This window comes from Allochromatium vinosum DSM 180 (assembly GCF_000025485.1).
GTDB lineage: Bacteria > Pseudomonadota > Gammaproteobacteria > Chromatiales > Chromatiaceae > Thermochromatium > Thermochromatium vinosum.
Window position 1 is genome coordinate 794,947 of the sequence record NC_013851.1, and the last position, 22,883, is coordinate 817,829.

General features: G+C 65.8%; 20 protein-coding genes. 11 read left to right on the top strand and 9 right to left on the bottom strand.

All coding sequences use genetic code 11. From position 1 onward, the window contains the following. Positions 1-50: 50 nt before the first annotated feature. From ALVIN_RS03375 to ALVIN_RS03385, 3 genes are all read left to right on the top strand, one after another. Positions 51-701: a CDGSH iron-sulfur domain-containing protein gene (locus tag ALVIN_RS03375; RefSeq protein ID WP_012969905.1), complete on the top strand. Its 651-nt coding sequence runs from the start codon at positions 51-53 to the stop codon at positions 699-701. Between the two features lie 68 nt (positions 702-769). Next, a complete protein-coding gene (locus tag ALVIN_RS03380) occupies positions 770-1,750 on the top strand; it encodes an SPFH domain-containing protein (RefSeq protein WP_012969906.1) in 981 nt (326 codons plus the stop codon). A gap of 22 nt (positions 1,751-1,772) precedes the next feature. Further along, positions 1,773-2,657: an SPFH domain-containing protein gene (locus ALVIN_RS03385; protein ID WP_012969907.1), complete on the top strand. Its 885-nt coding sequence runs from the start codon at positions 1,773-1,775 to the stop codon at positions 2,655-2,657. A 70-nt stretch (positions 2,658-2,727) separates the two neighbouring features. On the opposite strand, the gene ALVIN_RS03390 is transcribed toward ALVIN_RS03385, so the two are convergent. Both ALVIN_RS03390 and ALVIN_RS03395 read right to left on the bottom strand, forming a co-directional pair. Next, a complete protein-coding gene (locus tag ALVIN_RS03390; RefSeq protein WP_012969908.1) occupies positions 2,728-3,276 on the bottom strand; it encodes a hypothetical protein in 549 nt (182 codons plus the stop codon). Between the two features lie 101 nt (positions 3,277-3,377). Continuing rightward, on the bottom strand, positions 3,378-5,711 hold the full coding sequence (locus ALVIN_RS03395) for a hypothetical protein (protein WP_012969909.1): 2,334 nt from the start codon (positions 5,709-5,711) through the stop codon (positions 3,378-3,380). Positions 5,712-5,869: 158 nt separating this feature from the next. On the opposite strand from ALVIN_RS03395, the gene ALVIN_RS03400 reads away from it, so the two are divergent. From ALVIN_RS03400 to ALVIN_RS03410, 3 genes are read left to right on the top strand one after another with little or no spacing between them, the layout of a single operon-like run. After that, positions 5,870-6,298: a hypothetical protein gene (locus tag ALVIN_RS03400; RefSeq protein WP_012969910.1), complete on the top strand. Its 429-nt coding sequence runs from the start codon at positions 5,870-5,872 to the stop codon at positions 6,296-6,298. Positions 6,299-6,315: 17 nt separating this feature from the next. Then, positions 6,316-6,921, top strand: coding sequence for a DUF2726 domain-containing protein (locus ALVIN_RS16485; RefSeq protein ID WP_012969911.1), 606 nt, complete (start codon positions 6,316-6,318; stop codon positions 6,919-6,921). A gap of 41 nt (positions 6,922-6,962) precedes the next feature. Further along, positions 6,963-9,068, top strand: coding sequence for a TonB-dependent receptor plug domain-containing protein (locus tag ALVIN_RS03410; protein WP_012969912.1), 2,106 nt, complete (start codon positions 6,963-6,965; stop codon positions 9,066-9,068). Here ALVIN_RS03410 and ALVIN_RS16930 read toward each other — a convergent pair. The 4 genes from ALVIN_RS16930 to ALVIN_RS03430 form a co-directional block, all read right to left on the bottom strand. Next, positions 9,065-10,066: a YfiR/HmsC family protein gene (locus tag ALVIN_RS16930; RefSeq protein ID WP_190275520.1), complete on the bottom strand. Its 1,002-nt coding sequence runs from the start codon at positions 10,064-10,066 to the stop codon at positions 9,065-9,067. The two genes, ALVIN_RS03410 and ALVIN_RS16930, sit on opposite strands and share 4 nt — an antisense overlap. A 280-nt stretch (positions 10,067-10,346) precedes the next feature. Beyond that, a complete protein-coding gene (locus ALVIN_RS03420; protein ID WP_012969914.1) occupies positions 10,347-10,664 on the bottom strand; it encodes a non-heme iron oxygenase ferredoxin subunit in 318 nt (105 codons plus the stop codon). Next, complete coding sequence (locus ALVIN_RS03425) at positions 10,664-11,773, bottom strand: anthranilate phosphoribosyltransferase (protein WP_012969915.1); 1,110 nt, start codon at positions 11,771-11,773, stop codon at positions 10,664-10,666. Before ALVIN_RS03425 ends, ALVIN_RS03420 begins: the two co-directional genes overlap by 1 nt. Before the next feature lie 75 nt (positions 11,774-11,848). Then, positions 11,849-12,739: a carbon-nitrogen hydrolase gene (locus ALVIN_RS03430; protein ID WP_012969916.1), complete on the bottom strand. Its 891-nt coding sequence runs from the start codon at positions 12,737-12,739 to the stop codon at positions 11,849-11,851. Positions 12,740-12,874: 135 nt separating this feature from the next. Between ALVIN_RS03430 and ALVIN_RS03435 the strand changes: the two genes are divergently transcribed. From ALVIN_RS03435 to ALVIN_RS16490, 4 genes are all read left to right on the top strand, one after another. After that, positions 12,875-13,663: a metal-dependent hydrolase gene (locus ALVIN_RS03435; protein ID WP_050750280.1), complete on the top strand. Its 789-nt coding sequence runs from the start codon at positions 12,875-12,877 to the stop codon at positions 13,661-13,663. A 175-nt stretch (positions 13,664-13,838) separates the two neighbouring features. After that, a complete protein-coding gene (accA, locus tag ALVIN_RS03440; RefSeq protein WP_012969918.1) occupies positions 13,839-14,798 on the top strand; it encodes an acetyl-CoA carboxylase carboxyl transferase subunit alpha in 960 nt (319 codons plus the stop codon). A 33-nt stretch (positions 14,799-14,831) separates the two neighbouring features. Beyond that, positions 14,832-16,265, top strand: coding sequence for a tRNA lysidine(34) synthetase TilS (gene tilS / locus ALVIN_RS03445; protein ID WP_012969919.1), 1,434 nt, complete (start codon positions 14,832-14,834; stop codon positions 16,263-16,265). After that, entirely contained in the window at positions 16,262-18,451 is a 2,190-nt protein-coding gene (locus ALVIN_RS16490; protein ID WP_012969920.1) for a response regulator, read from the top strand. Before tilS ends, ALVIN_RS16490 begins: the two co-directional genes overlap by 4 nt. A gap of 39 nt (positions 18,452-18,490) precedes the next feature. Here ALVIN_RS16490 and trxA read toward each other — a convergent pair whose 3' ends face one another. Continuing rightward, a complete protein-coding gene (gene trxA, locus ALVIN_RS03455; RefSeq protein ID WP_012969921.1) occupies positions 18,491-19,354 on the bottom strand; it encodes a thioredoxin in 864 nt (287 codons plus the stop codon). A gap of 232 nt (positions 19,355-19,586) precedes the next feature. On the opposite strand from trxA, the gene trxC reads away from it, so the two are divergent. Beyond that, complete coding sequence (trxC, locus tag ALVIN_RS03460; protein WP_012969922.1) at positions 19,587-20,027, top strand: thioredoxin TrxC; 441 nt, start codon at positions 19,587-19,589, stop codon at positions 20,025-20,027. Between the two features lie 25 nt (positions 20,028-20,052). Here the strand turns inward: trxC and ALVIN_RS03465 are convergent, their stop codons facing one another. Together ALVIN_RS03465 and ALVIN_RS16495 are read right to left on the bottom strand one after the other, a co-directional pair. Next, positions 20,053-20,697, bottom strand: a complete 645-nt coding sequence (locus tag ALVIN_RS03465; RefSeq protein WP_012969923.1) for a response regulator transcription factor — start codon at positions 20,695-20,697, stop codon at positions 20,053-20,055. 81 nt (positions 20,698-20,778) lie between these two features. Further along, positions 20,779-22,875: a hybrid sensor histidine kinase/response regulator gene (locus tag ALVIN_RS16495; RefSeq protein WP_012969924.1), complete on the bottom strand. Its 2,097-nt coding sequence runs from the start codon at positions 22,873-22,875 to the stop codon at positions 20,779-20,781. Between the last annotated feature and the right edge of the window lie 8 nt (positions 22,876-22,883).

Consider the following 22,883-nt stretch of genomic DNA (forward strand, 5'->3'; position numbering starts at 1 on the left):
ACTCACGGCCTTCCATCCATCGTCATCGCTGAATCATCAGGGGATAGCCAATGAGCAATGAGCCAGTCACCCTCTTCGAGGGCCAGGAGATCGACGTCAGTTGGGATGGGCGACTCTGTATCCATCTCGGTGAGTGCGGCAAGGCCGAGGGCGATCTGTTCGTCGGCGGGCGCGAGCCCTGGTGCCGGCCCGATGCGGTTTCGCGCGCCGAGGTGCGCGAAGTGGTCGAACGCTGCCCGACCGGCGCCCTGAGTTATCGCGACAAGACCGGCGAGCCGGAACCGGCGCCGGGCGAGAATCGGGCCATGGTCGCCAACAATGGTCCGCTCTATCTCAGCGGCGATCTGGAGATCGAGGGCGCACCGGACGACATGCCGGGTGTGCGCCGGCGTGTTGCGCTCTGTCGCTGCGGGGCGTCCAAGAACAAGCCGTTCTGCGACAACAGCCACGCCGAGGCACGGTTCGAGGACGGTGGTGCGGTCGGGTCACGCGGCCCCGGACTGAGCGAGCACGGCGGCCCGCTGAAGGTGCGGTTGATGCCTGACGGCCCGCTCAAGCTCGAAGGCAATCTGACCATCCAGGCCGGCTCCGGGCGTCTGGCCTGGGAGGGGACGCAGACCGCGCTCTGTCGCTGCGGGGCGTCGAAGAACAAGCCCTTCTGCGACGGCAGCCATCGCGCCGCCGGGTTCAAGTCGGACTGACGCGCCAAGACAGGACGTGCGCCAATGGCCTATGCTGACTCCCGCCAACCACACAACGGGAGTCAGCGATGCAAGTGACAGCCTTTCTGCTCGGCATGCTCGTCTTCGTCGTCTACACGGTCCTCATCCGCGCCTTCTACACCGTCAAGCCCGATGAACGGGCCATCCTCACTTCCTTTGGACGCGCCCGGCGGATCGGGCGTCTCATGGTCGAGGACGCCTCGCTCAACGAGGAGGAGAAGCAACGCTACCGCTTTCCGCGTCTCCAGGTCATCGGTCCCGGCGGACCCTACTTCAAATGGCCCTGGCAGGAGGTTCACAAGGTCCGGGTCGTCACCGAAGCCATCGACCTGACCTGGGATCCGACCAAGTCCCAGCACACCATCGAGGCCGTCACCAAGGACAACCTCACCACGGGCGTCGGCGGTCAGATCCGCTTCCGTGTCTCCGAAAACAACCTCTATGCCTATTTCTTCGGCGTCGACAAGCCGCTGGAGCACGTCATGGGCTATTTCATCTCGGTGCTGCGCGAGCGCATCGCCAACTTCGTCGATCCCAAGGGCGAGAGCCTGGTCGGCGACACCGAACTGAGCACCGGCAGCGCCGCCGCCGAACTCTCAGAAGGCGTCTCCATCAACGACCTGCGCAAGAACCTGCCGCTCCTCAACGACTACATGGAACAGCAGTGCCGCTCGACCGGCGCACGCTACGGCATCGAACTCGACGCCGCCCTCATCACTCAGATCGACCCGCCGCCCGAGGTCGATCGCGCCCTCTCGGCCATCAACACCACGCGCAATCAGGTCGCCGCCGACATCTCGACCGCGCGCGCCGATGCCGAACAGCAGATCACCATGAGCAAACGTGCCGTCGACATCGCGCGCAACAATGCTCAGGCCGAGGTCGCCCCCCTGAAGGAGCTGGCCAACACCCTGGCCCAGATCAAGACCACCGGCGGACCGGGCGCGCTACGGACCTATATCCGCAATCTGCGCGTGCCCCTGCTGAAACGCGCCACGCGCATCGTGCAGACTGCCGCGCCGAAGTAACGCGACCCCGGAGGCCATCCTCATGTTCTTCGATTCCGATTTCTCGCTTGGTCCCATCGTCGCCTTCGTGATCGGCGTGCTCTATATCCCGATCCTGCTCGCCATCGCGCGCGCGCTCGGACTCTATGCCATCGTGCGCGAGCGCGAGGCCCAGGTGTTCACGCTTTTCGGTAAGGTGATCGGCACGCTCGACGAACCGGGGCTGCGCTTTCCGCTCGGCTATTTCGGTCTGAAGGCCCTGCTGGTGCCCTTCTTCGGCAAGCTCTACCGGGTGCCGACCTGTCTGCGTCAGCATTATCTGCGCGATCAGATGGTCAACTCGGAGGAGGGTACGCCCATGGGCGTGGGCATCTGGTACGAGATGCAGGTCAGCGATCCGGTTTCGTATCTGTTCAGCAACGCCAATCCCGAAGGCTCGCTCCAGGCCAATGTCGCCAGCTCGACCATCTCGACCCTGAGCAATCTGGAGATGGACAAGATGCTGGAGGACCGCCATCAGCTCAGCCGTCGGGTGCGCGCGGCCGTCTCGCCGCTCTCGGAGCAGTGGGGTTATGCGCTCGGCTCGGTCTATATCCGCAAGGTCGCCTTCACCGACCGCCAGATGGTCGACAACATCACCGACAAGGTGGTCAAGCGGCTGGTGCAGGTCACGAGCGCCATGAAGCAGGACGGCGAGAACCGCGTCGGTCTGATCAAGAGCGAGACGGCCTACAAGGTGTCGCAGAAGATGGCTGAAGCGGCCGCCGCGCGTCCGGCGATCGTCGGCGAGGCGCTCAACGCCATCGCCCAGCAGGACCCCGAAGTGCTCAACGCCGTGATGGAGGTCATGGAGACCGAGCAGCTCATCGCTTCTGGGGCACAGGTCGACGTCTTGCCGGTCGACTCCGAGATCCTGGTGCAGCTGTAATTTGGCCGTGTGCGCCTCGGGGGGCGATCACGCTGAAAGTCACGCGTGTCGCCGAGGATGTCGACCTGCTCTATTGATCTGACGGTGCACTGGGGTCGAATACCCCGTGCAGCCGATCGAGATAGGGTCGTATCGACTCGATATGTGCATCAGGCACATTCGAAAGCTGCTGGCGGGTCTCTTGCAGCGATTGGGCAAAGGGCATGGCAGCCAAGTTTTCGCGTTCTTCCGGCGTCATGTTCTGCAGGGACGCCTCGAATTCATCGAGGTTGAGCAGTGCCGTATGCGCGATATAGGCACGTGTGATATAGGCTGCCTGTTCGGCGAAAACGTCCGGGGAGGCATAGCCGTTTTGTTCGATGATGCTCAGCGCCTCTGTCTCGCCGGCGAGTGATTTCAGGATCTCCTCCTGGAGGGAGGCGAGATCGAGGAAGTCGTCTTCGTTGTCTGCGACGTCCAATTCATCGTCTTCGTCTTCTTCCAGGCCATCGAGATACGGCATGAGTTGTGTGTAGGTCGTCATGAATCGTTCGATATCCGGGGCTGTCAGATCAGCGGCCAGAGCGTTCCCCGCCAGCCATGACAACAGACAGACGAGAATGGCGGTCCATTTGAGCATGATGATTACCTGGTGTTTTTAGATTCGCGGCAAAGATTCGACGTGTTCGCGAGAGAGCGCTCTATGGGTTCGAGTGTCAGCTCGCGCCTTGCGCCATGGATTCAGACATCGGTGACGAGCGTTGGCTTGAGCAGTGTGCTCAGGCTGTCCTCGTGGAATTGGAGGCGGGCCTCGGTCGAGATCAGGCGCATCTCGGCCTCGCGCTGCTCGCTGACAGTGGCCTCCAGATGCCGCTCGAGCCGATTCAGTTCGTCCTTGAGCTTGGCGAGTTGCTCGGCCTCGGCGCGTTCGGATTTCTCCAGCGCCTTGAGTTCGCGCTCGATGTCACGGGGGCCGTGGTTGTCGCCGCGCCCCGCGAGCGGCCAAATGTGGAACCTGTGCGGTTCCTCGGTCTTGGCTTCGGACTGGCACCAGCGCAACTGCTCGCGCAGTGTCGCGATCCGCTGACGCCGCTGGTCCAGCTCGACTTCGCAGACGGCGATGCTCGAGCGCGTCGCGGCGATTTCGTCCTCCAGCTTGCGTCCGTTCTCGCGCAGCGTCTGGCGTTCGGCACGCTGCTTGGTCTCGAGTGCGCGCAGGCGCGTGAGTTCCTCGCGTGCGGCCGTCACCAGGGCTTTCTGGGTCTCACGCTGACGGCGCTGATCGAGTTCGGTGAGCTTGCGCTGATGGGCCAGTTGTTCGGCGACCTCGGCCTGACGAACGCGCGCCTGACTGCGCTCACGCACATGCTCGATCTCCTGCTCGCGCAGGCGGATGGCTTCGAGCGCCTGCTGATGCTCGCGATCCAGACGTTCGCGCTCGCGTTGCAGCTCCTCCTCCTCGTGCAGCCGGCGCAGGTTCCAGTCCTGACGCGCTTTCTGGAGCTCGACGGCGAGTTGGATGCGCCGCTGGTCCTTGAGCGCCTTGGTCTCGGTGGCCAGTTGCGCCTGGAGCTGAGTGGTGCGCATCTCCAGTTCGCGCTCGAAGGCCGCCAGTTCGCGCTCGCGTCGCCGGCGTGCGAACAGTAGTTCGTCGACCAGATTTTCGCGCCGATGGGCGAAACGGTCGCGCTCCAGTTCGCGCTCGGCCAGATAGCGCAGCAGCGGCTCGCGCACCTCGACGATGGCCTGACGCTCGGCGAAAAAGGCCGTGGGGTCTTTCTCATAGGCCAGCCACAGTCGGGTGAACTCGACCGGATTGAGCCGGTGTCCACTGTCGCCGAGTGGCGCGAATCCGGGGATGTCGTCGAGGCCGCCGTCCAGATATTTGCGGTACTGCATCTGGATGGTCTCGCTGTAATAGGCGCGCACCGACCCCGGCTCGAACAGCTTGAGCGCGATCAGCGACAGGAAGAGCACGCCGAGCGTGGCCTGGGCGAATCCCTCGACCGTCTCGAAGTGCGGCACGCCCTGTTCCTCCGGACTGTCCTGAAGCGCCTGGAGCGCCTTGGAGCGGGCAGCGAAGGTCAGGCGCGGCGGATTGGGTTCGAGCTGCTGGGCCGCCAGTTCGGCGGCGATGCCGTCGATGCGTCGCTGGTGCTCCCCGGTGAGTCGTTGCAGGAGCTCGGTGCGTTCGCGCAGAGTGCGCTCCCAGTCGTTGAGGTGTTGATCGATTTCGCCTACGCGGGTATCCAGCTCGGACTGCTTGGCCTCCAGTTGGCCGGCGAGCAACTGGGCGTTGGCCTCCCATTTGCGCGCCTCGGGTCCGCGCCCCGACGGGCGGCCGTCGCGCCCCAGGATCTCGTCGCCGACGCGCGCCTGGGTCGCCGCCAGATCACGGCGCAGGATCTCCAGCTCGGGCGCGAACTCGGCCTCGATTTCGTTGCGGCGCTGACGTTCGCGCGCGATCGATTCGGTCAAACGCTCGATCTCGTGCGTCAGCGGCTCGACGCGCGCGCGGTGATTCTCCTCGATCTGAGCCGTGCGTTCGGCGACCTGAGTGGCGAGCTGAGCGTCGCGCTCGGCGTAATACTGCTCGACCTGGCGCTGATGATAGGTGGCGATGTCGTCGGCACGGATGAGCTTGCCGAGGAAGGGGGCGGTGACATACAGCGAGAGTGCGACGATGGCCAGTCGGGCCAGAAAGCCGAACAGCCAGCGCACCAGGGCGAAGAAGCCTTGGTTGGCGCCCGGATTCCAGCGGCGCGCGCGCAGCAGGGGACGCTCGGACATCACCAGCGAGGCGTCGATGATCCAGACGACCGCGAAGATCAGTACGAACAGCAGCAACCCGGCGAAGGGCTTCAGCCAGACGCTGTCCTGGGGCACGATGCTCGCCCCGACCAGCCCCCAGACGAGCCCCTCCAGGGTGGCCATCAGCAGGATGATGACCCAGGCGAAGCCCAGCCAGACCCGCACGGCCGGCGTCAAGAGGCTGTCGCCATAGGGTTTCAGGCGCAGATGGTCCCAGACCCGGCGCACGGGGAAGGGCTGGCTGGCTTGGTTCTCGTTCGTCATGACCTGTGTTGCAAGCGGATGGGACGTCTGAAGATAGTTTAACGCGCCGGATTGGGCCGCACCCACTACGATACCAGTCTGACGCACGGCTTGCGTCGCCCCGTGCCTCGCACGCATCATGTCGGGCTTCGTAACGCACCCAGAGGCCGCCATTCCCAATGGATCGATTGACCCTGACTTCCATCATCGCTTCCGCCGCGTTCCTGATCTTCCTGATCGTGAGCCTGACCTGGCACAACGACGAGCTGCGCCCGCGCATCTGGCAGCTCAACGAGGTGCTGGAGCAGGATCCGGAGCTTGCGGAATACCCTTATGACTTCAAAGTGCTGCTCTTTCTCAACGGTGTCGTCACCCTGACCAGCCCCCAGGCCTCGGACGTGCCGCTACGGCCCTTCCTGAACCGGATCGATCCGTCGCTGGCCGACAAGTCCGCCGACGCCCCCGAGGTGGTCGAGGCCGAGCGCCGCTTCCGCGCCATCGAAATGCAGGCGATCCGGGTCATGCTCAGTCAGTCCGACGTGGAATCGGTGGTCTGGTCGCTGGATCGGGCCTGGTATCACAAGAATCGTGTGCCGCTGGCCAAATGAAGCTCTACGGGTGGTGAATGGGGCATTTCCATGTCTTGATCGGTCTCGGCGGATGCGTTCTGCTGGCCATGTCGATCGACCTGGCGCGGACGCTTGGCTGGCGCCGGCCGCGACCCTATGTCTTGCGTGCGCCACTGCTCGACGTGCCCGAACGCGCTCTGCTGGCGGTCCTGGAGCACGTCCTGGGCGCGGACTACCGTCTGCTGGTCCGCGTGCGCGTGTCCGAGGTGCTGGACATCGCGCCGCGTCTGCGGCGGCGCGAGCGTGAGCGGGCCGCCGAGCGGCTGGAACGCTATCGTTTCGACATCCTGGTCTGCGAGCGTGAGACCCTGACCCCGCGCTGCGCCCTGAATCTGACGCCGCGTCGGCTCTGGCGCAAGACGCCGGGCAGGGATGGGTTGGACCGGATCTGTGCCTCGGTCGGCCTGCCCCTGGTGCGCCTGATCGAGCAGCCGCATTACGCCATCGCCGAAGTCGAGGCGCGGATGCGGGAGGCGCTGTCGGCTTCGGCGCCGCCGGCCCAATCCGTGCCGGGGCTGACAGTCGAACTCACGAAGTCGCCGGCGTTTGATGATGAACCGAGGTTCAGGATCGACCCCGATCTCGACCTCGACGACCCGTGACAGCTTGCAGTGTGGGCTTTTACCGTGGAGGGACCACATTCATGGCAACGGCACGGCGCTTGCGGCTCAGGTCCATTCTGATCGCCGCGCTCTTCGGCCCGCTGCCGGCGATCGCCGGACCGTTGAGCAAACCGGCCGGCTCGGACCAGGGGGCGGCCGTGGGCGACCAGGCCGCGAGAGCGGATCTGTTGTCCGTGCTCGGTGACGTGTCGGCCCTGGCGACCAAGACCCGCCTGAATGCCGACTATGTCCCCGGCATCCTGAGCGTCCTGGACGGCGACGAGCTGGTCGCGCTGGGGGTGCGGACTGTCTGGGAGGCTCTGGAGCTGGTTCCCGGCGTGCAGATCGACCGCAATCGCAATGGTGCGCTGCGTGTGGCCATCCGCGGCTTCCAGCACAGCAATGGCAACGTCAAGCTGCTGCTCAACTCAGTGGCGATGAACAATGCCTTCGCCGGCTATTCCAACATCCTCTACATCCCGATCGAGCAGGTGGAACGCATCGAGGTGATTCGCGGCCCCGGCTCGGCGGTGCATGGCGAGTTCGCCTTCGCGGGCGTCATCAACGTCCTCACCCGCCAGAACGAAAATCGCGCCTATGTGGAGGCCGGAAGCGGTGAAACCTATGGGACGGGCGCCGTGCTCTCGGCGCAATCGCCTGACGGGGACTGGCGTCTCAACCTGAACGCCTCGGGCTGGAGCCGGCAGGGCACAGAGATCACGGCCGGTCCCGACCGGCTCTACACCCTGGGCCTGAGCGAACGCTCCCAGGCTCCAGGCCGGATCAACAATGCCGAGAACTACCGGCTGGCCGTCTTCGCCCTGGATTACAGGAAACTCTCCGTACTCGCGCAGTACAGCCGCAGTCAGGGCGGCACCTTTTTCGGGCCGCTGGACGTACTGCCTGAGGCGAACACGGGCGCGGATGCCTCCCTGGCCGAACAGAGCCTGATCCAGCTGCGTCACAGCTTCGAGCCGACCCAGACACTCAGCGCCGAGCTCAGGCTCACCTGGTCGGAGTACATCGGCAACTGGGCCGTGGATGTACTGCCCTCGGGCGTGGCCTACCCGCTGGGATCGCGGAACATCTATCCCGACGGCGTCTTCATCGAGGACTATGTGCGCATCGGCCGCCAGGAGGCCGAACTCGATCTCGACTGGCACGGCTGGAGCGGGCATCGCTGGCAGTTGAGCCTCTCGGCGGCCGAGGCGCGCATCGACGAAGCCTGGTGGGCCTTCAACGGCGATGCCGAGACCCTGGAACCACTCCCGAGCGTGCGTCGCTACAGTGGCGACCAGAACTACCTCGACGAAGGGGCGCGCCGCTCGATCCACAGCATCGCCGTTCAGGATCAGTTCCACCTCCTGGAGCCATTGGCGGTGACGGCCGGTCTGCGCTATGACAACTACAGCGACGTCGGTGAGAACCTCTCGCCACGCCTAGGCGCCGTCTGGACGCTCAGTGACAAACACCTCGTCAAGGCGCAATATGCCGAGGCCTTCTTTCCGCCAACCCTGTATCAGGTCTACGGCAACTCCGAAAGTCGCGTGCGCGACAGCTTCACACTCGATCCCGAGACCGTGTCCACCACGGAACTCGGATACATTTTCCGGCATGGAACCCGTGTCGCGCGCGCCACGCTCTATCACTCCAGGGTCAGAGATCTGATCGTCCTCGAGAACAACCGCTATCAGAACCGCGGTCGGGTGCGCCTTCAGGGCTTCGAGGCGGAATGGGAACAGCGCCTGAGTCCAGCCTGGAAACTGACGGCCAACCTCAGTTACAGCGACACCCTGGACGAGGAGACGGGCGATGCGCTGACCGGCGCGGCCGATTGGCTGGGCAACCTCAGTCTGCTCTATCGCCCGCGTCCCGACATCCTGCTGAGCGGCCACTGGCGTGCCGTCGGCGACCGTCATCGCGCGGCCGACGATCCGCGTCGCGGCCGGCTCCCCGGCTATCAGGATCTGTCACTGACGCTGAACTGGTTCGACTTCGGCACCCCCGGCCTCACCCTGCGCGCAGGCGTCGACAATCTCCTGGGGCAGCAGATCAAATCGCCCGCCGCGGCCTACACCTACGCGGAAGATTATCTGCGGCTGGATGAGCGCATCTGGTGGATACAGCTCTCCTACGAATGGCGTTAGCGCGTCCTCGATTCCGGGACTAGGGTTGCCAGACGCAGCAGCTTGGAGCTGATCTGGATACCGGCGCGCGCGGCCGTCTCGCGATTGATCATGGGGTGCAGTCGCCCGTTCTCGCGCACCAGCGACACCATGCCACCTGCCTGTACCAGATCCTGCGTATCGCCGACGGTGAGCACGGGCGCTTCCCGGACCTCGGCGAGCACCCTGGACATGGACTCAGCCACCCGATGATCGAGATAGAGCACATGACAGCGGCGCCACGGCGTTTGCTCCTGGACGCTGGCGAGCTGCAATGGCCGGCCCGCAGCCCGTTCACCGGCCAGGGTCCGTTGCAGACTGGCGGACAGCTCCGGGTTGCCGAGCACACAGTAGCGCAGCGGCGCGGACGCCGAGTCGAACGCCGAGGCCGGCCACTGGATGAAGAAGGCGAAGTTGAGCAGAAAGTTCGCGCGCCGGTCGATCTCGTCGAAGGACTCATAGTGGCGCGCCTCGGCGAGGAAATAGGGCTTGAACCGGACGCCGGCGCGCTCGGCCTGGGTCAGGTTGACGATGGGCAGGATACGATCGGTCACATGCAGACCGACCACGGCGCCATCCTCGACGGCGCCGTCGAACGGCGAAAAGACGAGCGTGCGTTGACGCTCCGACCAGGCGCGCAGACGATTGGGGGCCAGACCGACACTGGCGATGAAGATACCGCCCGGACGCGGGCCGGTATAGGCGTCCAGGTCCGCCGCCGAGAGCACCTCGACCCGCAATCCATGACCGCGGACCTTCGCGGCCGTCTCGAAATGGGCCGCGACCTGGAGCGCCGGATTCCGGGGGCCTTCGTAGGCCACCAGCACCAGCAGCCGGCCGTCCGGGCCGAGCGCGCTCTCGAACGCTTCCAGCGCGCCGATACTGACGGGGAAGAGCTTCAGCCCCAGCCGCATCCGCTGCTCGTCCTCGTGCCACAGGGTTTGGGGATTGCCGAATGCGTTCAGGGGGACGAGCAACACCGGGACACAGAGGGCGAGACACAGGAGTACGCCGCGAACGAGGCTGAGGCTGAATTCACTCCGAGTCGATACGGCGTGTCCTGTCGCTGTCATCGGTGTCGAATGGCCGATCCGGTCTCGGTCCAGCCCTCTCCTCATGCAGCCTGTATCCCCTGTTGTTTGACATCCTCCCGTCCTGAAGAACGGGGCTCCCAGCGCACCTGCCGCGCGATCCTAGAGCCTATCCAGGGCACAGACTACCGCATTCCGGGGCAGATACGCGACGTTCGCTGGAAGAGGGTCAAGCGGTCGGATCGATCCACACCCGGCCGTCCATCACCTTGACTGGAAAGACCCGGATCGGGCAGTCGGCCGGTTCGTCGAGCGGCTCGCCGGTTTCCAGGCTGAAGCGGCTGCCGTGCAGCGAGCACTTGATCCGGTCGCCATCGAGACAGCCGAAGGAGAGCGGATAGTCCTCGTGGCTGCAATTGTCCTCGACGGCATGATAGCGCCCGGCGACGTGCGCGAGAATGACAGCTCTCCCGGCGACACTGACCTTGATGAACTTGCCCTCCGCAATGTCGCCGCAGGCGGCGACGACGACGAAGTGGTCCGACATCAGCGTACCCTCCGTGCCGCCCGGCCCGAATCCAGCACGTCGCGGACGCGATCGGCGGCCACTTCCAGCGAGCGCGCACGTCCCAGATGCCAGAGGATGAGCGCGCCGGTGCAGACCAGGCTGTCATAGGTCGGCCCCTTGGCCCCGTCGAGCGCCGCCAGTCCGGCCTCAGCCGCCGCCTGAGCGGTGGCCTCCACATCCACCGCCACCGCGATCTCATCGCCCGGCCGGGTGGTCTGGGGCAGATCCTCGGGCAGGGGCACCGAGCGCACCGTCTGTTCGATGCCGAGCGCGGTCGGGTCGATCTCGAAGGACTGTTCCTCGGAATGGTGCTGATAGCTGAAACAGACGCCCTGCTGACGCAGCGAGGGGATGACGCCGCCCTCGACGCCGCGAATCAGCAACGCCGAATCAAACCCGGCATGACGCGCGAGCATGGCATAGATGCGCGGATAGGGCTTGTGGACATAGCCGGTGACGAGATGGGTGTGCCGGCGTCCGTGGATGGGGCGCGCCAGCACCTCAGTCGTCGTGATGACCTGACGCTTGACGATGGTCGAGCGCAGGTCGACCAAATGGTGCAGCGGGGCGCAGAAGGCGCGCTGGTCGACATAGCTCCAGCCGAGTTCGGGGTCGGCGAGGCGCTCGGCGGCCTCGACCGGGGTCAGATCGACCGGCGCCCCAGCGGCCTCCAGTACATGCCGATGGGTGACGCCGAACTTGGGTCCGACGGCGTGCGCGCCATGGCTGATGCTCGTCACGCTGCACTCGGCCAGCACCGGCATCAGGAAGGGCGCGGCCGGCAGACAGCGGTTGTAGCCGTCATAGGGATCGGCGATGTCGACCACCTCGTCGACCCCGGCGACCACGTGCCCCGTGGCCTCACGGATGGCGTCCAGCACACCCTTCATCTCGTCGTCGGTCTCGCGCTTCATGCGCAGCGCGATCAGGAAGATGCCGGCCTGGACCGGATCGACCGCGTTGTCGAGGATGGCGCGCATTCCGGCGCGCGCCTCGTCGAGCGAAATGTCCTTGGAGAGTTCGGGGCCGGTGGCGATGCGCTGGATGATCGAGCGCATCAGGAGCTTGGGATCATCGGTCTGGGTCATGGCTGTCCTCGGGGATGTCGGTTGTCGTCGTTGGTTCACTCAAAGCAAACCATATGGCGAATCCGGGCGGCATTCTCAATCACGGAAGCGCCGCGCCAGATCGCCATAGGCTTCGATGCGCCGGTCACGCAGAAAGGGCCAGAGCCGGCGCACCGGCTCGGTGCGTGCCAGATCGACCTCGGCGACCAGCAGCTTGGGCGCCTGATCGTCGGCCTGGGCGAGGATCTCGCCCTGCGGGCCGCAGACGAAGGAGCTGCCCCAGAAGCGCGTGCCCGGCGCGGCCCCGCTCGGGTCCGGCTCATAGCCGACGCGGTTGCAGGCAGCCAGGCTCAGGCCATTGGCGATCGCCTGTCCGCGCTGGACGGTGATCCAGGACTGGATCTGACGCTGCTGCTCCTCGGGCGTGTCGTTGGGATTGGAGCCGATGGTGCTCGGTGCGAGCAGGATCTGGGCGCCGCCGAGCGCCATGGCGCGCGCGGCCTCTGGAAACCACTGATCCCAGCCCATGAGCACGCCCAGCCGTCCCACGGCGGTGTCGATCGGATTGAAGCCCAGATCGCCCGGTGTGAAATAGAATTTCTCGTAGCCGCCGGGCACGTCCGGAATGTGCATCTTGCGATAGATCCCGGCCAGCGCGCCGTCGGTGTCCAGGACCACGGCGGTGCTGTGATAGAGACCGGGGGCGCGCTGCTCGAACAGCGAGCCGACGATCACCAGTTCCAGCTCGCGCGCCAGCGCGCTCAGACGCTCGGTGGTCGGACCCGGGATGGACTCGGCCAGATCGAACAGATCCGGGTTCTCGGTCTGGCAGAAATAAGGGCCGTTGTGCAGCTCCTGGAGCAGCACCAGATCGCAGCCACGGATCGAGGCGGCGCGGATGGCCGCCTCGCAGTCCTCCAGATTGGCGGCAGTACTGCCTTGATCGGATTGCTGGACGAGCGCGAGTGTCAGTGACGAGCGGGGCATGGGGCTGAGACTCCAAAATGTTTTGCTTCGGGGCGAAGCCTTGTTTATAACATCGCGCTCGTCATTCGGTGACAGGCAGGGCGGACGCAAGGCTGAGGTTGGCCGGGGCGCGACGTTTGCATGGGGCGCGATAACATGGCCAATTTCCAGACTCATCTCAATGTCGGCATCCTCGTCAGTGCTGCCGCCGCGCTCTCGCTGCACATGGGCGGTCTGGTCGCGCGCTCCGAGACCCCGGCGCTGTTCGTGCTCGGCGTGGCCGGCAGTCTGCTGCCGGACATCGATTCGGATCGGTCCAAGCCGATCGGCCTGCTGTTCAACGTCCTGGGCGCCTCGCTGGCCTTTGCCGTCACGCTGCCGCTGACGGCGCGTCTTCTGCCGCTGGAGCTGGTGGCGCTCTGGATCGGCGTCTTTCTGGGCGTGCGCTATGGCCTGCTCAAGCTCTTCACCCGCTTTACGGTCCATCGCGGTGTCTGGCACTCCTGGCTGGCGATCGCCGCCGTGTCGCTGGCGGCGACCAATCTCGCCTACTGGTTGTGGGAGCACTCACCCGAGGGCGCCTGGATCGCCGGCCTGATGGTCGGGATCGGCTATCTGACCCATCTGACGCTCGACGAGTTTTCGAGCGTCGACCTCTTCAATTCCAGGATCAAGCGTTCCTTCGGCACTGCACTCAAGCCGGCGAGCCTGAAATACCCGTGCAGCAGCCTGGGCATGGCGGCGATGGTCGTCGCCCTGGCCTGGTTCGCGCCTCCGGCCGATGGTCTGATGCAGCGGCTCGACGTCGATCCACAGCACACCCTGGCGGTTCTGGAGACGCAGCTTCGCGATGGGGTGCACTGGGTGGCCGATTCCGTGCGCGACTGGTGGACGCAGCTCAGCCGGTCGCTTCAGGCCGGACTGCCTCCGGAGTCGCGTGGCTGAGCGGCGCGTACCGGGATCGACCAGCGGCGGTGAGTCCGCGATGACGTCGGGCGCTGTACTCAGAGGCCGGGGTGCGCTAGATTAACGACCCTTTGCCTCGCGGCACTCGGTCGCGGGCCGACGACGCTAACACCAGCCTCCAGCAGGCGCGATTCAGACAAACGATCTCGGGGCCATGGATCTCAATTTTCTCGATTTTGAACAACCCATCGCTGAACTCGAGGCGAAGATCGAAGAGCTTCGGCTGGTGGGGCACGACAATGCACTCAACATCCAGGAGGAGATCGAGCGGTTGCAGTCCAAGTGTCGGACGCTGACCGAGTCGATCTTCACCTCGCTCACGCCCTGGCAGATCTCGCAGCTGTCGCGTCATCCGCAGCGTCCCTATCTGCTCGACTATGTGCGGCGGATCTTCGACGAATTCCACGAGCTGCACGGCGATCGCGCCTTTGCCGACGATCACGCCATCGTCGGCGGACTGGCCCGGCTCGATGGGCGTCCGGTGATGGCCATCGGGCATCAGAAGGGGCGCGACACCAAGGAAAAGATCCTGCGCAACTTCGGCATGCCGCGTCCCGAGGGCTATCGCAAGGCGCTGCGGTTGATGGAGACGGCCGAACGCTTCCGGATGCCGATCCTGACCTTCATCGACACGCCGGGCGCCTATCCGGGCGTCGGCGCCGAGGAGCGCGGCCAGAGCGAGGCCATCGCGCGCAATCTGCGCGAGATGTCGCGTCTGCGCACGCCCATCCTCAGCACCGTGGTCGGGGAGGGCGGTTCGGGCGGCGCGCTGGCCATCGGCGTGGGCGACTGGCTCGGCATGTTGCAGTTCAGCACCTATTCGGTGATCTCGCCCGAGGGTTGTGCCTCGATCCTGTGGAAGAGCGCCGACAAGGCGCAGCTGGCCGCCGAGGCCATGGCCATCACCTCCGACAAGCTGATGGAACAGGGGTTGGTCGACGAGATCATCGAGGAACCGCTGGGCGGTGCGCACCGCAACCCGGATGCCATGGCCAGGACGCTGAAACAGGCGCTACTGGCGCGTCTGGAGACGCTGGACAAGATCGACATGGATGCACTGATCGCAGCGCGTTACAAGCGTCTGATGGGCTTCGGGCGCTTCAAGGAGGCCTGACCCAGGCGACCTGATCCGGCTGGCCGCGCTGGTGTGACGAGTCCGTTCTCGCCCGAAGCGCTGCTGGAACGCCTCGTTCCCCTGGGGGCGGTCCGGCGCTACTGGATCGCCTACAGCGGGGGGCTGGATTCCAGCGTCCTGCTCGCGGCGGCCGCCGTCATCCGCGCGCGGCTGCCAGGCGAAGATTCATCCGGGAGGCTCAGGGCCGTGCATGTCGATCACGGACTGCAAACGGCCTCGGCCGACTGGGCCAGACACTGTGCCGCGCGTTGCGCCGCGCTGCGCCTCCCGCTATCCATCGAACGTCCGACCTCGACTCCCGGCCCCGGCGAGAGCCTGGAAGCCTGGGCGCGCGAGGCGCGTTACGCGATCTTTCGTCGTCTGCTCGCGCCGGGCGACCTTCTGCTCACCGCCCAGCATCGCGACGATCAGGCCGAGACCCTGCTGCTGGCGCTGCTGCGCGGCAGCGGCCCCCATGGATTGGCCGCCATGCCGGTCGTCGCGCCGCTCGGTGCCGGACGGCTCGTCAGACCCCTGCTCGACTTCGGCCGCCAGTCGCTCGCCGACTATGCGTGCCGCCAGGGTCTCGACTGGCTCCAAGACCCCAGCAACGATCACACCGCGTTCGATCGCAACTATCTGCGCCACCGCGTGCTGCCGCTCCTGCGCGCGCGCTGGCCGTCGGCGTCGGCGACCCTGGCGCGCAGTGCGCGCCATTGCGCCGAGGCGGCCGAACTGGTCGACCAGTATGCCGAGCGAGCGCTCGCCGAGGTGCGCGGTGTCCAGCCAGGCGCGCTCTCACTGGCCGCGCTCGGGCGTCTCGATCGGCCATTGCGCAAGGCCGTGGTCCGGCACTGGCTGGTCCAACGTGGTTTCAGACCGCCGGACACCCGGCATCTCGACCGTCTGCTCGACGAGCTGCCGGCCGCCCGTGCCGATGCCAATCCAGTCGTTGTCTGGGAGGGGTGCCAGGTGCGGCGTTATCGTGGCGCGCTGCTGGCTTTGCGTCCGCTGCCGCCACCGCCATCGAGCGGGACGCGTCTCATCTGGCGTATCAGCGGAGAGCATGGTGTCCTGGAGCTGCCGGATGGATTCGGGCGGCTGGAGTGGCGCCGATACCCTGACTCGGACACGTTGCCGTCAGCCAAGGCGGCGAAGGTGATCGAGCTTCAGGTTCGCTTCGGTCATGTCGGTCATGTCTGCCGTGCTGGAGCGAACCGGCCGCACCGAACTTTGAAAAATCTGTTCCAGGAATCGGGTGTCCCGGCCTGGCTCCGAGGTCATGTGCCCCTGATATTCCGGGACGAACGGCTCATCGCGGTCGCCGGGGTGGCGGCGTGTCATGGTCAGTGCGACGATACGGGACTAAGCTTTCAACTTCTGTGGTCCGGATTTGCCTGGGAGTCCGACTGGTCGTGGCTCGGTCGCCTTCTGGAGTGCAAACGGGATAAGAGTATTCATCCATGAGCGTTCTGGCTGGATTGATCCACAATGCCACGCTGCTGCTGGCGCTGGTGGCGGCCTACAGCCTCTTCATCGCCCGCTTTCCGCGCGAGCGTCTGGCCGTCCGGCTCTTCAATGGCCTGGTCTTCGGCCTTGTCGCCCTGATCGGCATGCTCTATCCCCTGACCCTGATGCCCGAGCTGATCTTCGACGGGCGCACCGTGGTCGTGGGACTGGCCGGGCTGTTCGGCGGGGCGCCGACCGCCGCCGTAGCCGCCGTGATCGCGGCGGCCTATCGGGTCTGGATGGGTGGTCCCGGTGTCTACATGGGCGTCGGCACCATCCTCACCGCCGCCGTGCTCGGCAGTCTGTTCCATGCCCTGCGCCGAGCCGGGCGCGTGCGGATCGACGTCTGGACACTGGCGCTCTTCGGGTTGCTGGTCCATGTTCTGGCCCTGGCCTGGATACCGCTGCTGCCCAGCGACTGGCGCCAGAATGTTCTGGAACAGATCGCCGTTCCCTATCTCACCGTGTTGCCGCTGCTCATGGTCGTGCTCGGTCTGTTGCTCCAGTCCCAAGAGCAGCGCGTCGACGGCGAGCGGGCGCTGGCGCATGAGCGAGCCTTTCTCGCGACCCTGGTCCGGACCATCCCGGATCTCGTCTGGCTCAAGGATCCCAAGGGCGTCTATCTGGCCTGCAATCAGCGTTTCGAACGCTTTTTTGGGGTCACGCAAACCGAGATCATCGGACGCACGGATCGGGATTTCCTGCCTGAACACGAGGCGGATTTCTTCCGCCAATACGATCTCAAGGCAATCGAGGCCGGTGGTCCCTGTACCAACGAAGAGACCATCACCTTCGCCGACGATGGCCATCAGGAGCGTCTGGAGACCATCAAGACGCCCATGTATGACGATAGCGGGCGCCTCGTCGGCGTGCTTGGTATTGCGCGCGACATCACGGCACTGCGCCAGGCCGAGACCGAACTGCAACGGCGTCGGGATCATCTGGAGGCGCTGGTCGAGGCGCGCACGGCTGAACTCGCCGCCGCCCGCGACGCCGCCGAGGCGGCCAATCGGGCCAAGAGCGAGTTCCTGGCCAACATGAGCCACGAGATCCGCACCCCGCTCAATGCCATCAGCGGCATGGCGCATCTGATACGTCAAGCCGGTCTCGCGCCCGATCAGACCGCGCGGCTCGACAAGCTGGAAGCGGCCAGCACGCATCTGTTGAATCTGATCAATGCCATTCTCGAGTTCTCCAAGATCGAGGCCGGTAAGCTCACGCTCGAATCCGCGCCACTCCAGGTCGAGCGGCTGGTCGAACGGGTCGTGGCGATGCTGCACGAGCGTGCCGCCGCCAAGGGGCTGGAGTTTGTCAGCGAGGTCGGCGTCCTGCCGCCCTATCTGCTCGGCGATGCCACATGCTTGCAGCAGGCACTCATCAATTATGCCGCCAACGCCATCAAATTCACCCGCCAGGGCCGGATCACACTCCGGGTTGCGCTGGTCGAGGAGGATGCGGGTAGCGTCCTGCTGCGCTTCGAGGTCGAAGACACCGGGACCGGGATCGAGCCTGAGGTGCTGCCGCGCCTGTTCACCGCCTTCGAGCAGGGCGACAACTCCATCACCCGCCAGCATGGCGGCACGGGGCTGGGGCTGGCGATCACCCAGCGGCTGGCGCGGCTCATGGGTGGTGAGGCCGGCGCCGACAGCACGCCGGGCGTCGGCAGTCGTTTCTGGTTCAGCGCCCGTCTGACCAAGGGCGAATCGGCCGAGCCGGAAGCGCCGGTCTCCGAAAACGCTGGAACGCGACTCCGACGCGACCAGGCCGGTCGTCGCGTCCTGCTGGTCGAGGACGAGCCGATCAACCAGGAGATCGCCCGCGAGATGCTCAAAGACGTGGGGCTGTGCGTGGACACGGCCGATGACGGTCGCGAGGCGGTGCGCCTGAGCGCCGAGCGCGATTATGCTCTGATCCTGATGGACATGCAGATGCCGAACATGGATGGACTGGAGGCTACCCGCTGCATCCGTCAGACCCCCCGTGGCGCCCGGATACCGATCGTCGCCATGACCGCCAATGTCTTCGCCGAGGATCGGGAACATTGCCTGGAGGCGGGCATGGATGACTTTCTCGCCAAGCCCGTGATGCCCGAGACGCTCTATGGCGTGGTGGAGCGTTGGCTGTCGGCGGTGCCTGAGGCGTAGAGCCGGTATGGGATGTCTGGGCCGCCGTTCCCGAGACGATCAATACAACGCCGTCATCATCTTGGCCCGATAGCGCGCGACCAGATCGTTGCCGCCGCCGAGCAAGTCGAACACGGCCAGCATCCCCTTGCGACCGGCATCCTCGCCATAGGCGCGATCGCGTTTCATGAGTTCGAGCAGATGTTCGAGCGCGCGCTCGTAATCACCGCGCAGGACGCGATGAGCCGCGATCTGGTAGCGTGCCTCGCTGTCGCGCGGATCGGCGTCGAGACGCGCGTTCAGTTCGGTCTCGCCCGGCGCGCCCTCGATGGCGGCGGCGAAGTTCAATTGACCGCGCAACGCGGCGACCTCGGGATCGCTGACGAATTCGAGCGGCAGACCGTCGATCGCCTCCAGTGCTTTGGCGATCTCGCCTGAGCTGGCCAGGAGCCTGACTTCGATCAGCGGCAGACGCTTGTTGTCCGGATCCTCGGCGCGCGCCCGGTCGATCAGCGCCCGCGCGCCTGCCGGATCACCGCCCGCCATGGCGGCTTCGGCCTGCTGGAGCAGTCCATCGGAAGCACGCGGCAGATGACGGTCGAGGAATTCACGTACCTGCGGTTCGGGCAGCGCACCCATGAATTGGTCCACGACCTGGCCGTTGCGGAAGAGCTGCACCGTCGGCAGGCTGCGGATACCGAACTGGGCGGCGAGCGCCTGCTCGGCCTCGGTGTCGACCTTGGCCAGGAGGAAGCGTCCGCCGTACTGTTCGGCCAGTTTGGCCAGCATCGGCATCAGCATCCGGCAGGGTGCGCACCAGTCGGCCCAGAAGTCGACCAGCACGGGGCGCTCATAGGAACCCTCGATGACGACGGCGTGAAAATTGGCGGCGGTGACGGTGACGACGTGCGGTGAATGGCTCATAAGGATTCTTGGAATTTGGGATTCGGTAGCGGATCTTGAGAGCGCGCGCTCCGGCTCGCCCTGGTTCAGGGTGACTGGCATGAAACGCGCATACGAGTACTCAACATAGCCATCGACCCGGTTCGATTCAAGTGCGCGGCTTGCCGGTGAGGCGCGCACTCTGGGATGATTTCAGCCTTCTGGCGAATCCATCTGTCGGGGCGATGTCCGGCATCGCCCGGAGTGTCGAAGCATGTCCCAATCCCTGCATGTCGTTTGTCCACAATGTGATGCAATCAATCGGCTGCCCGCCGAGCGTCTCGGGTCCGACCCCAAGTGCGGCAAGTGCCGTGCACCGCTGTTTGCCAGTCATCCGCTGGCGCTCGACGCCGCGCGCTTCGAGCGGCATCTCACGCGCAGCGATCTGCCGCTCCTGGTCGATTTCTGGGCGCCCTGGTGCGGACCCTGCCGGATGATGGCGCCGGCCTTCGAGTCGGCGGCAGGGCGTTTGGAGCCGGCCGTGCGGCTGATCAAGGTCAATACCGAGGAGGAACAGGTCTTGGCCGGGCGGTTGGGCATCCGGAGCATCCCGACCCTGATTCTGTTCCGCAACGGGGCCGAGGTCGCCCGTCAGGCCGGCGCCATGGATGCCGCCGGTATCGAGACTTGGGCGCGGCGCCAGATCGGTCGCTAGTGGCGCCGGTCGATCACGGCGGAACTCATGCTCCGCGCTGACCCAGGCGGCTCTCGATGGTCACCCGGGCCAGCGTGAGATCGGCGAGGTTGTGGGCGTCCATCTTCTTCATGATGCGCGCGCGATGGAACTCGGCTGTGCGCACACTGATGCCGAGTGCGTCGGCGACCTCCTTGTTGGACTGTCCGGCCGTGATGGAGCGAAAGACCTGCTGTTGGCGCGGCGTGAGCTCGTTGAAGCGTTTGAGCAGATCGTCCGCTTCCTCGTCGTCGACCGCGAGGCCAGGCGTCACGGCGTTGGCGCGCAGGGTGTCCTGCACCAGATCGATGAGCGCCTGATGATTGACCGGCTTGGTGATGAAGTCGATCGCGCCGAGCTTCATGGCGCGCACTGCCATGGGGATGTCGCCATAGCCCGTGATGAGGATGGTCGGTATCCGGATACCATCCTCGCGCAGACGCTCCAGCAGAGCGATGCCGCTGATGCCGGGCATGCGCACGTCGGCGAGCAGACAGGCCGGGCGCGGCGCGTGCAGCAGGCCCGATTGCAGCAAATCCTCCGCGCGGGCGAACGCCTTGGATTCGATCTCGACCGATTCGAGCAGCAGACTCAGCGCGTCGCGCAGGGCGGGGTCGTCATCGACGATATAGGCGATCGGGGTGGTGTTCATCAGTTCAACTTCGAGTCCTGGGGCACACATCGAACAGAGCCGGCGCTGAGCGAGGATCGCGCATCCTCCAGGTCATTGTCGTCATGATGGGCGATTCTTTGCAACCTTCGTGTCATCTTGGCACGTCTGGCGCTTGGTCTCGTGCAGGAAACCCCTGAGCCGATCCAGACCGGCCCCGGCGATCCGGATCTGCTGTTCGATGCCGCACAATGCATTGTACAGGGGGCCGGACTCATGGCCGGACTTCGCCAACAGATTGCGCGCCGCGACCGCGTAGCAGCCGACAGTGTTCAGGGGTTGCGCCAGATCATGCACGAGTGAGGCGGCCGCCGGCGTAAGTGTGGCCCCGTTGACGGCGTCTCCTGAATCCAGGGTATCTCCAGGGTCGCGCGCCCTGAGCTGAGCCGCTGGATCGCCTGCCCGGTCCAGCAGCCGATCGAGCACATCGAGCGCCACCGGCTTGACCAGATGATCGTCGAACCCGGCCTGGAGCGAGCGATGCCGATCCGAAGCCTGCCCCAGCCCGCTCATGGCAATGAGTCGGGTGTGCGCGAGTTCCGGTTGCCGGCGGATGCGCCGCGCGACCTCGTGGCCGTCCATGCCCGGCATCCCGATGTCCAGGATCACCAGATCCGCACCGTCCTCGGCGAGCTGCGCGAGCGCCGAGGGACCATCGAAGGCTGTGCGTGTCGTCGCTCCCTTGCGCCTGAGCAGCGCGGCGAGACTGTTGGCGGCGTCCCGGTTGTCGTCGACGATCAGCACGCGCCGACGTCCGGACGGATCGATCGCCGGCTCCACCCGATGCACTGGGGGTCGGACCTCGCATGCTGGCGGCGCGGCCGTCGCCGGCAGGAACACGCGAATCTCGCTGCCCTGTCCCGGCCCCGCGCTCCGGGCCTCGACCCAGCCGCCGTGCAGCTCGGTCAGCCGCTTGACCAGCGAGAGACCGATGCCGAGTCCGCCCGCCCCCGGCGACTGTCCCGGATCGCCCTGACGAAAGAGCTCGAACAGATGCGGCAGCAGGTCGGCGGGGATGCCGATCCCGGTGTCGATCACCCGGACCAGTACGCCGCCGTCGCGCGGCTCGGCCTCCAGGCGGATCTCGCCCTGGGGTTCGCTGTACTTGATGGCATTGTCGAGCAGATTGCCGAAGACCTGAGTCAGGCGTACCGGATCGGCTTCGAGCCACAGCGGCTCGGGAGGCAGCCGGATCGCCAGATGCAGATCGGCGGCCGCGATCTGGGGCCGGATCGTCTCCAGCGCGCCCCGGATGACGCCGGACAGTTCCACCGGCTGCGTGCGCAGGTCGATCTTGCCGCAGGTGATGCGCGAGACCTCCAGCAGATCGTCGAGCAGCCGCACCAGATGCGCGAACTGCCGCTCGATGATCGCCAGGGCCTCCAGGGCCTCGCTTCCATCCTCGCCGCCGAAGAGCCGCAGGGCGCCCAGCGCATGACCGATCGAGGCGAGCGGATTGCGCAGTTCATGTGACAGGGTGGCGAGAAAGGCATCCTTGCGCCTGTCCATCTCCAGGAGTTCCTGGGCCGAGCGGGCCGCGCGTTCCTGGGCCGCGAGCGCCTGTTCGGCCATGGCCAGGGCTTCGGCGCGCGAGGCGCTCAGGGCCTGTTGCTGCTCTTCGAGTTGCGCGATCAGGGCGCGCTCGGCCTCCAGACGGGTCAGATCAGTGCCGACCAGACAGATCATGGATCCCTCTGGCCGCACGAGCCGGCTGGCCCAGAGATGCAGCGGCACGGCCCCTCCATCCGGGGTACAGAAAACGATCCGGTCGTCGGCCCGCCCCCGGCCGGAGGCGCCGAGCAGCGCCTCGAAGCGCTGGTGATCCTGGGGCGCCACGAATTCACCGAGCCGATATCCCAGCAGCGCGGCGCGCGGTCGACGCAGCAGGGTGGCGGCGCGCTCGTTGCAATAGAGCAGCAGACCGTCCGGTGAGATGGCCAGACCGGCCTCGTTCATGGTCTCGACCATCTGACGATGGAGGTTCTCGGTCTCGGTCAGCGAGAAGACTCGGTCGCCCTGACTGCCGCTGACGATGATGGCGTCGACCTCGCCCTCGCGGATCGCCCGCAGAGTGTCCTCGGCCTCCTCCAGGCGAGCGCTCAGTTCGGCGTTCTCGGCACGCAGTCGGTCAATGGATGACGGATGACGGCGGTGTGACATGAAGGCGC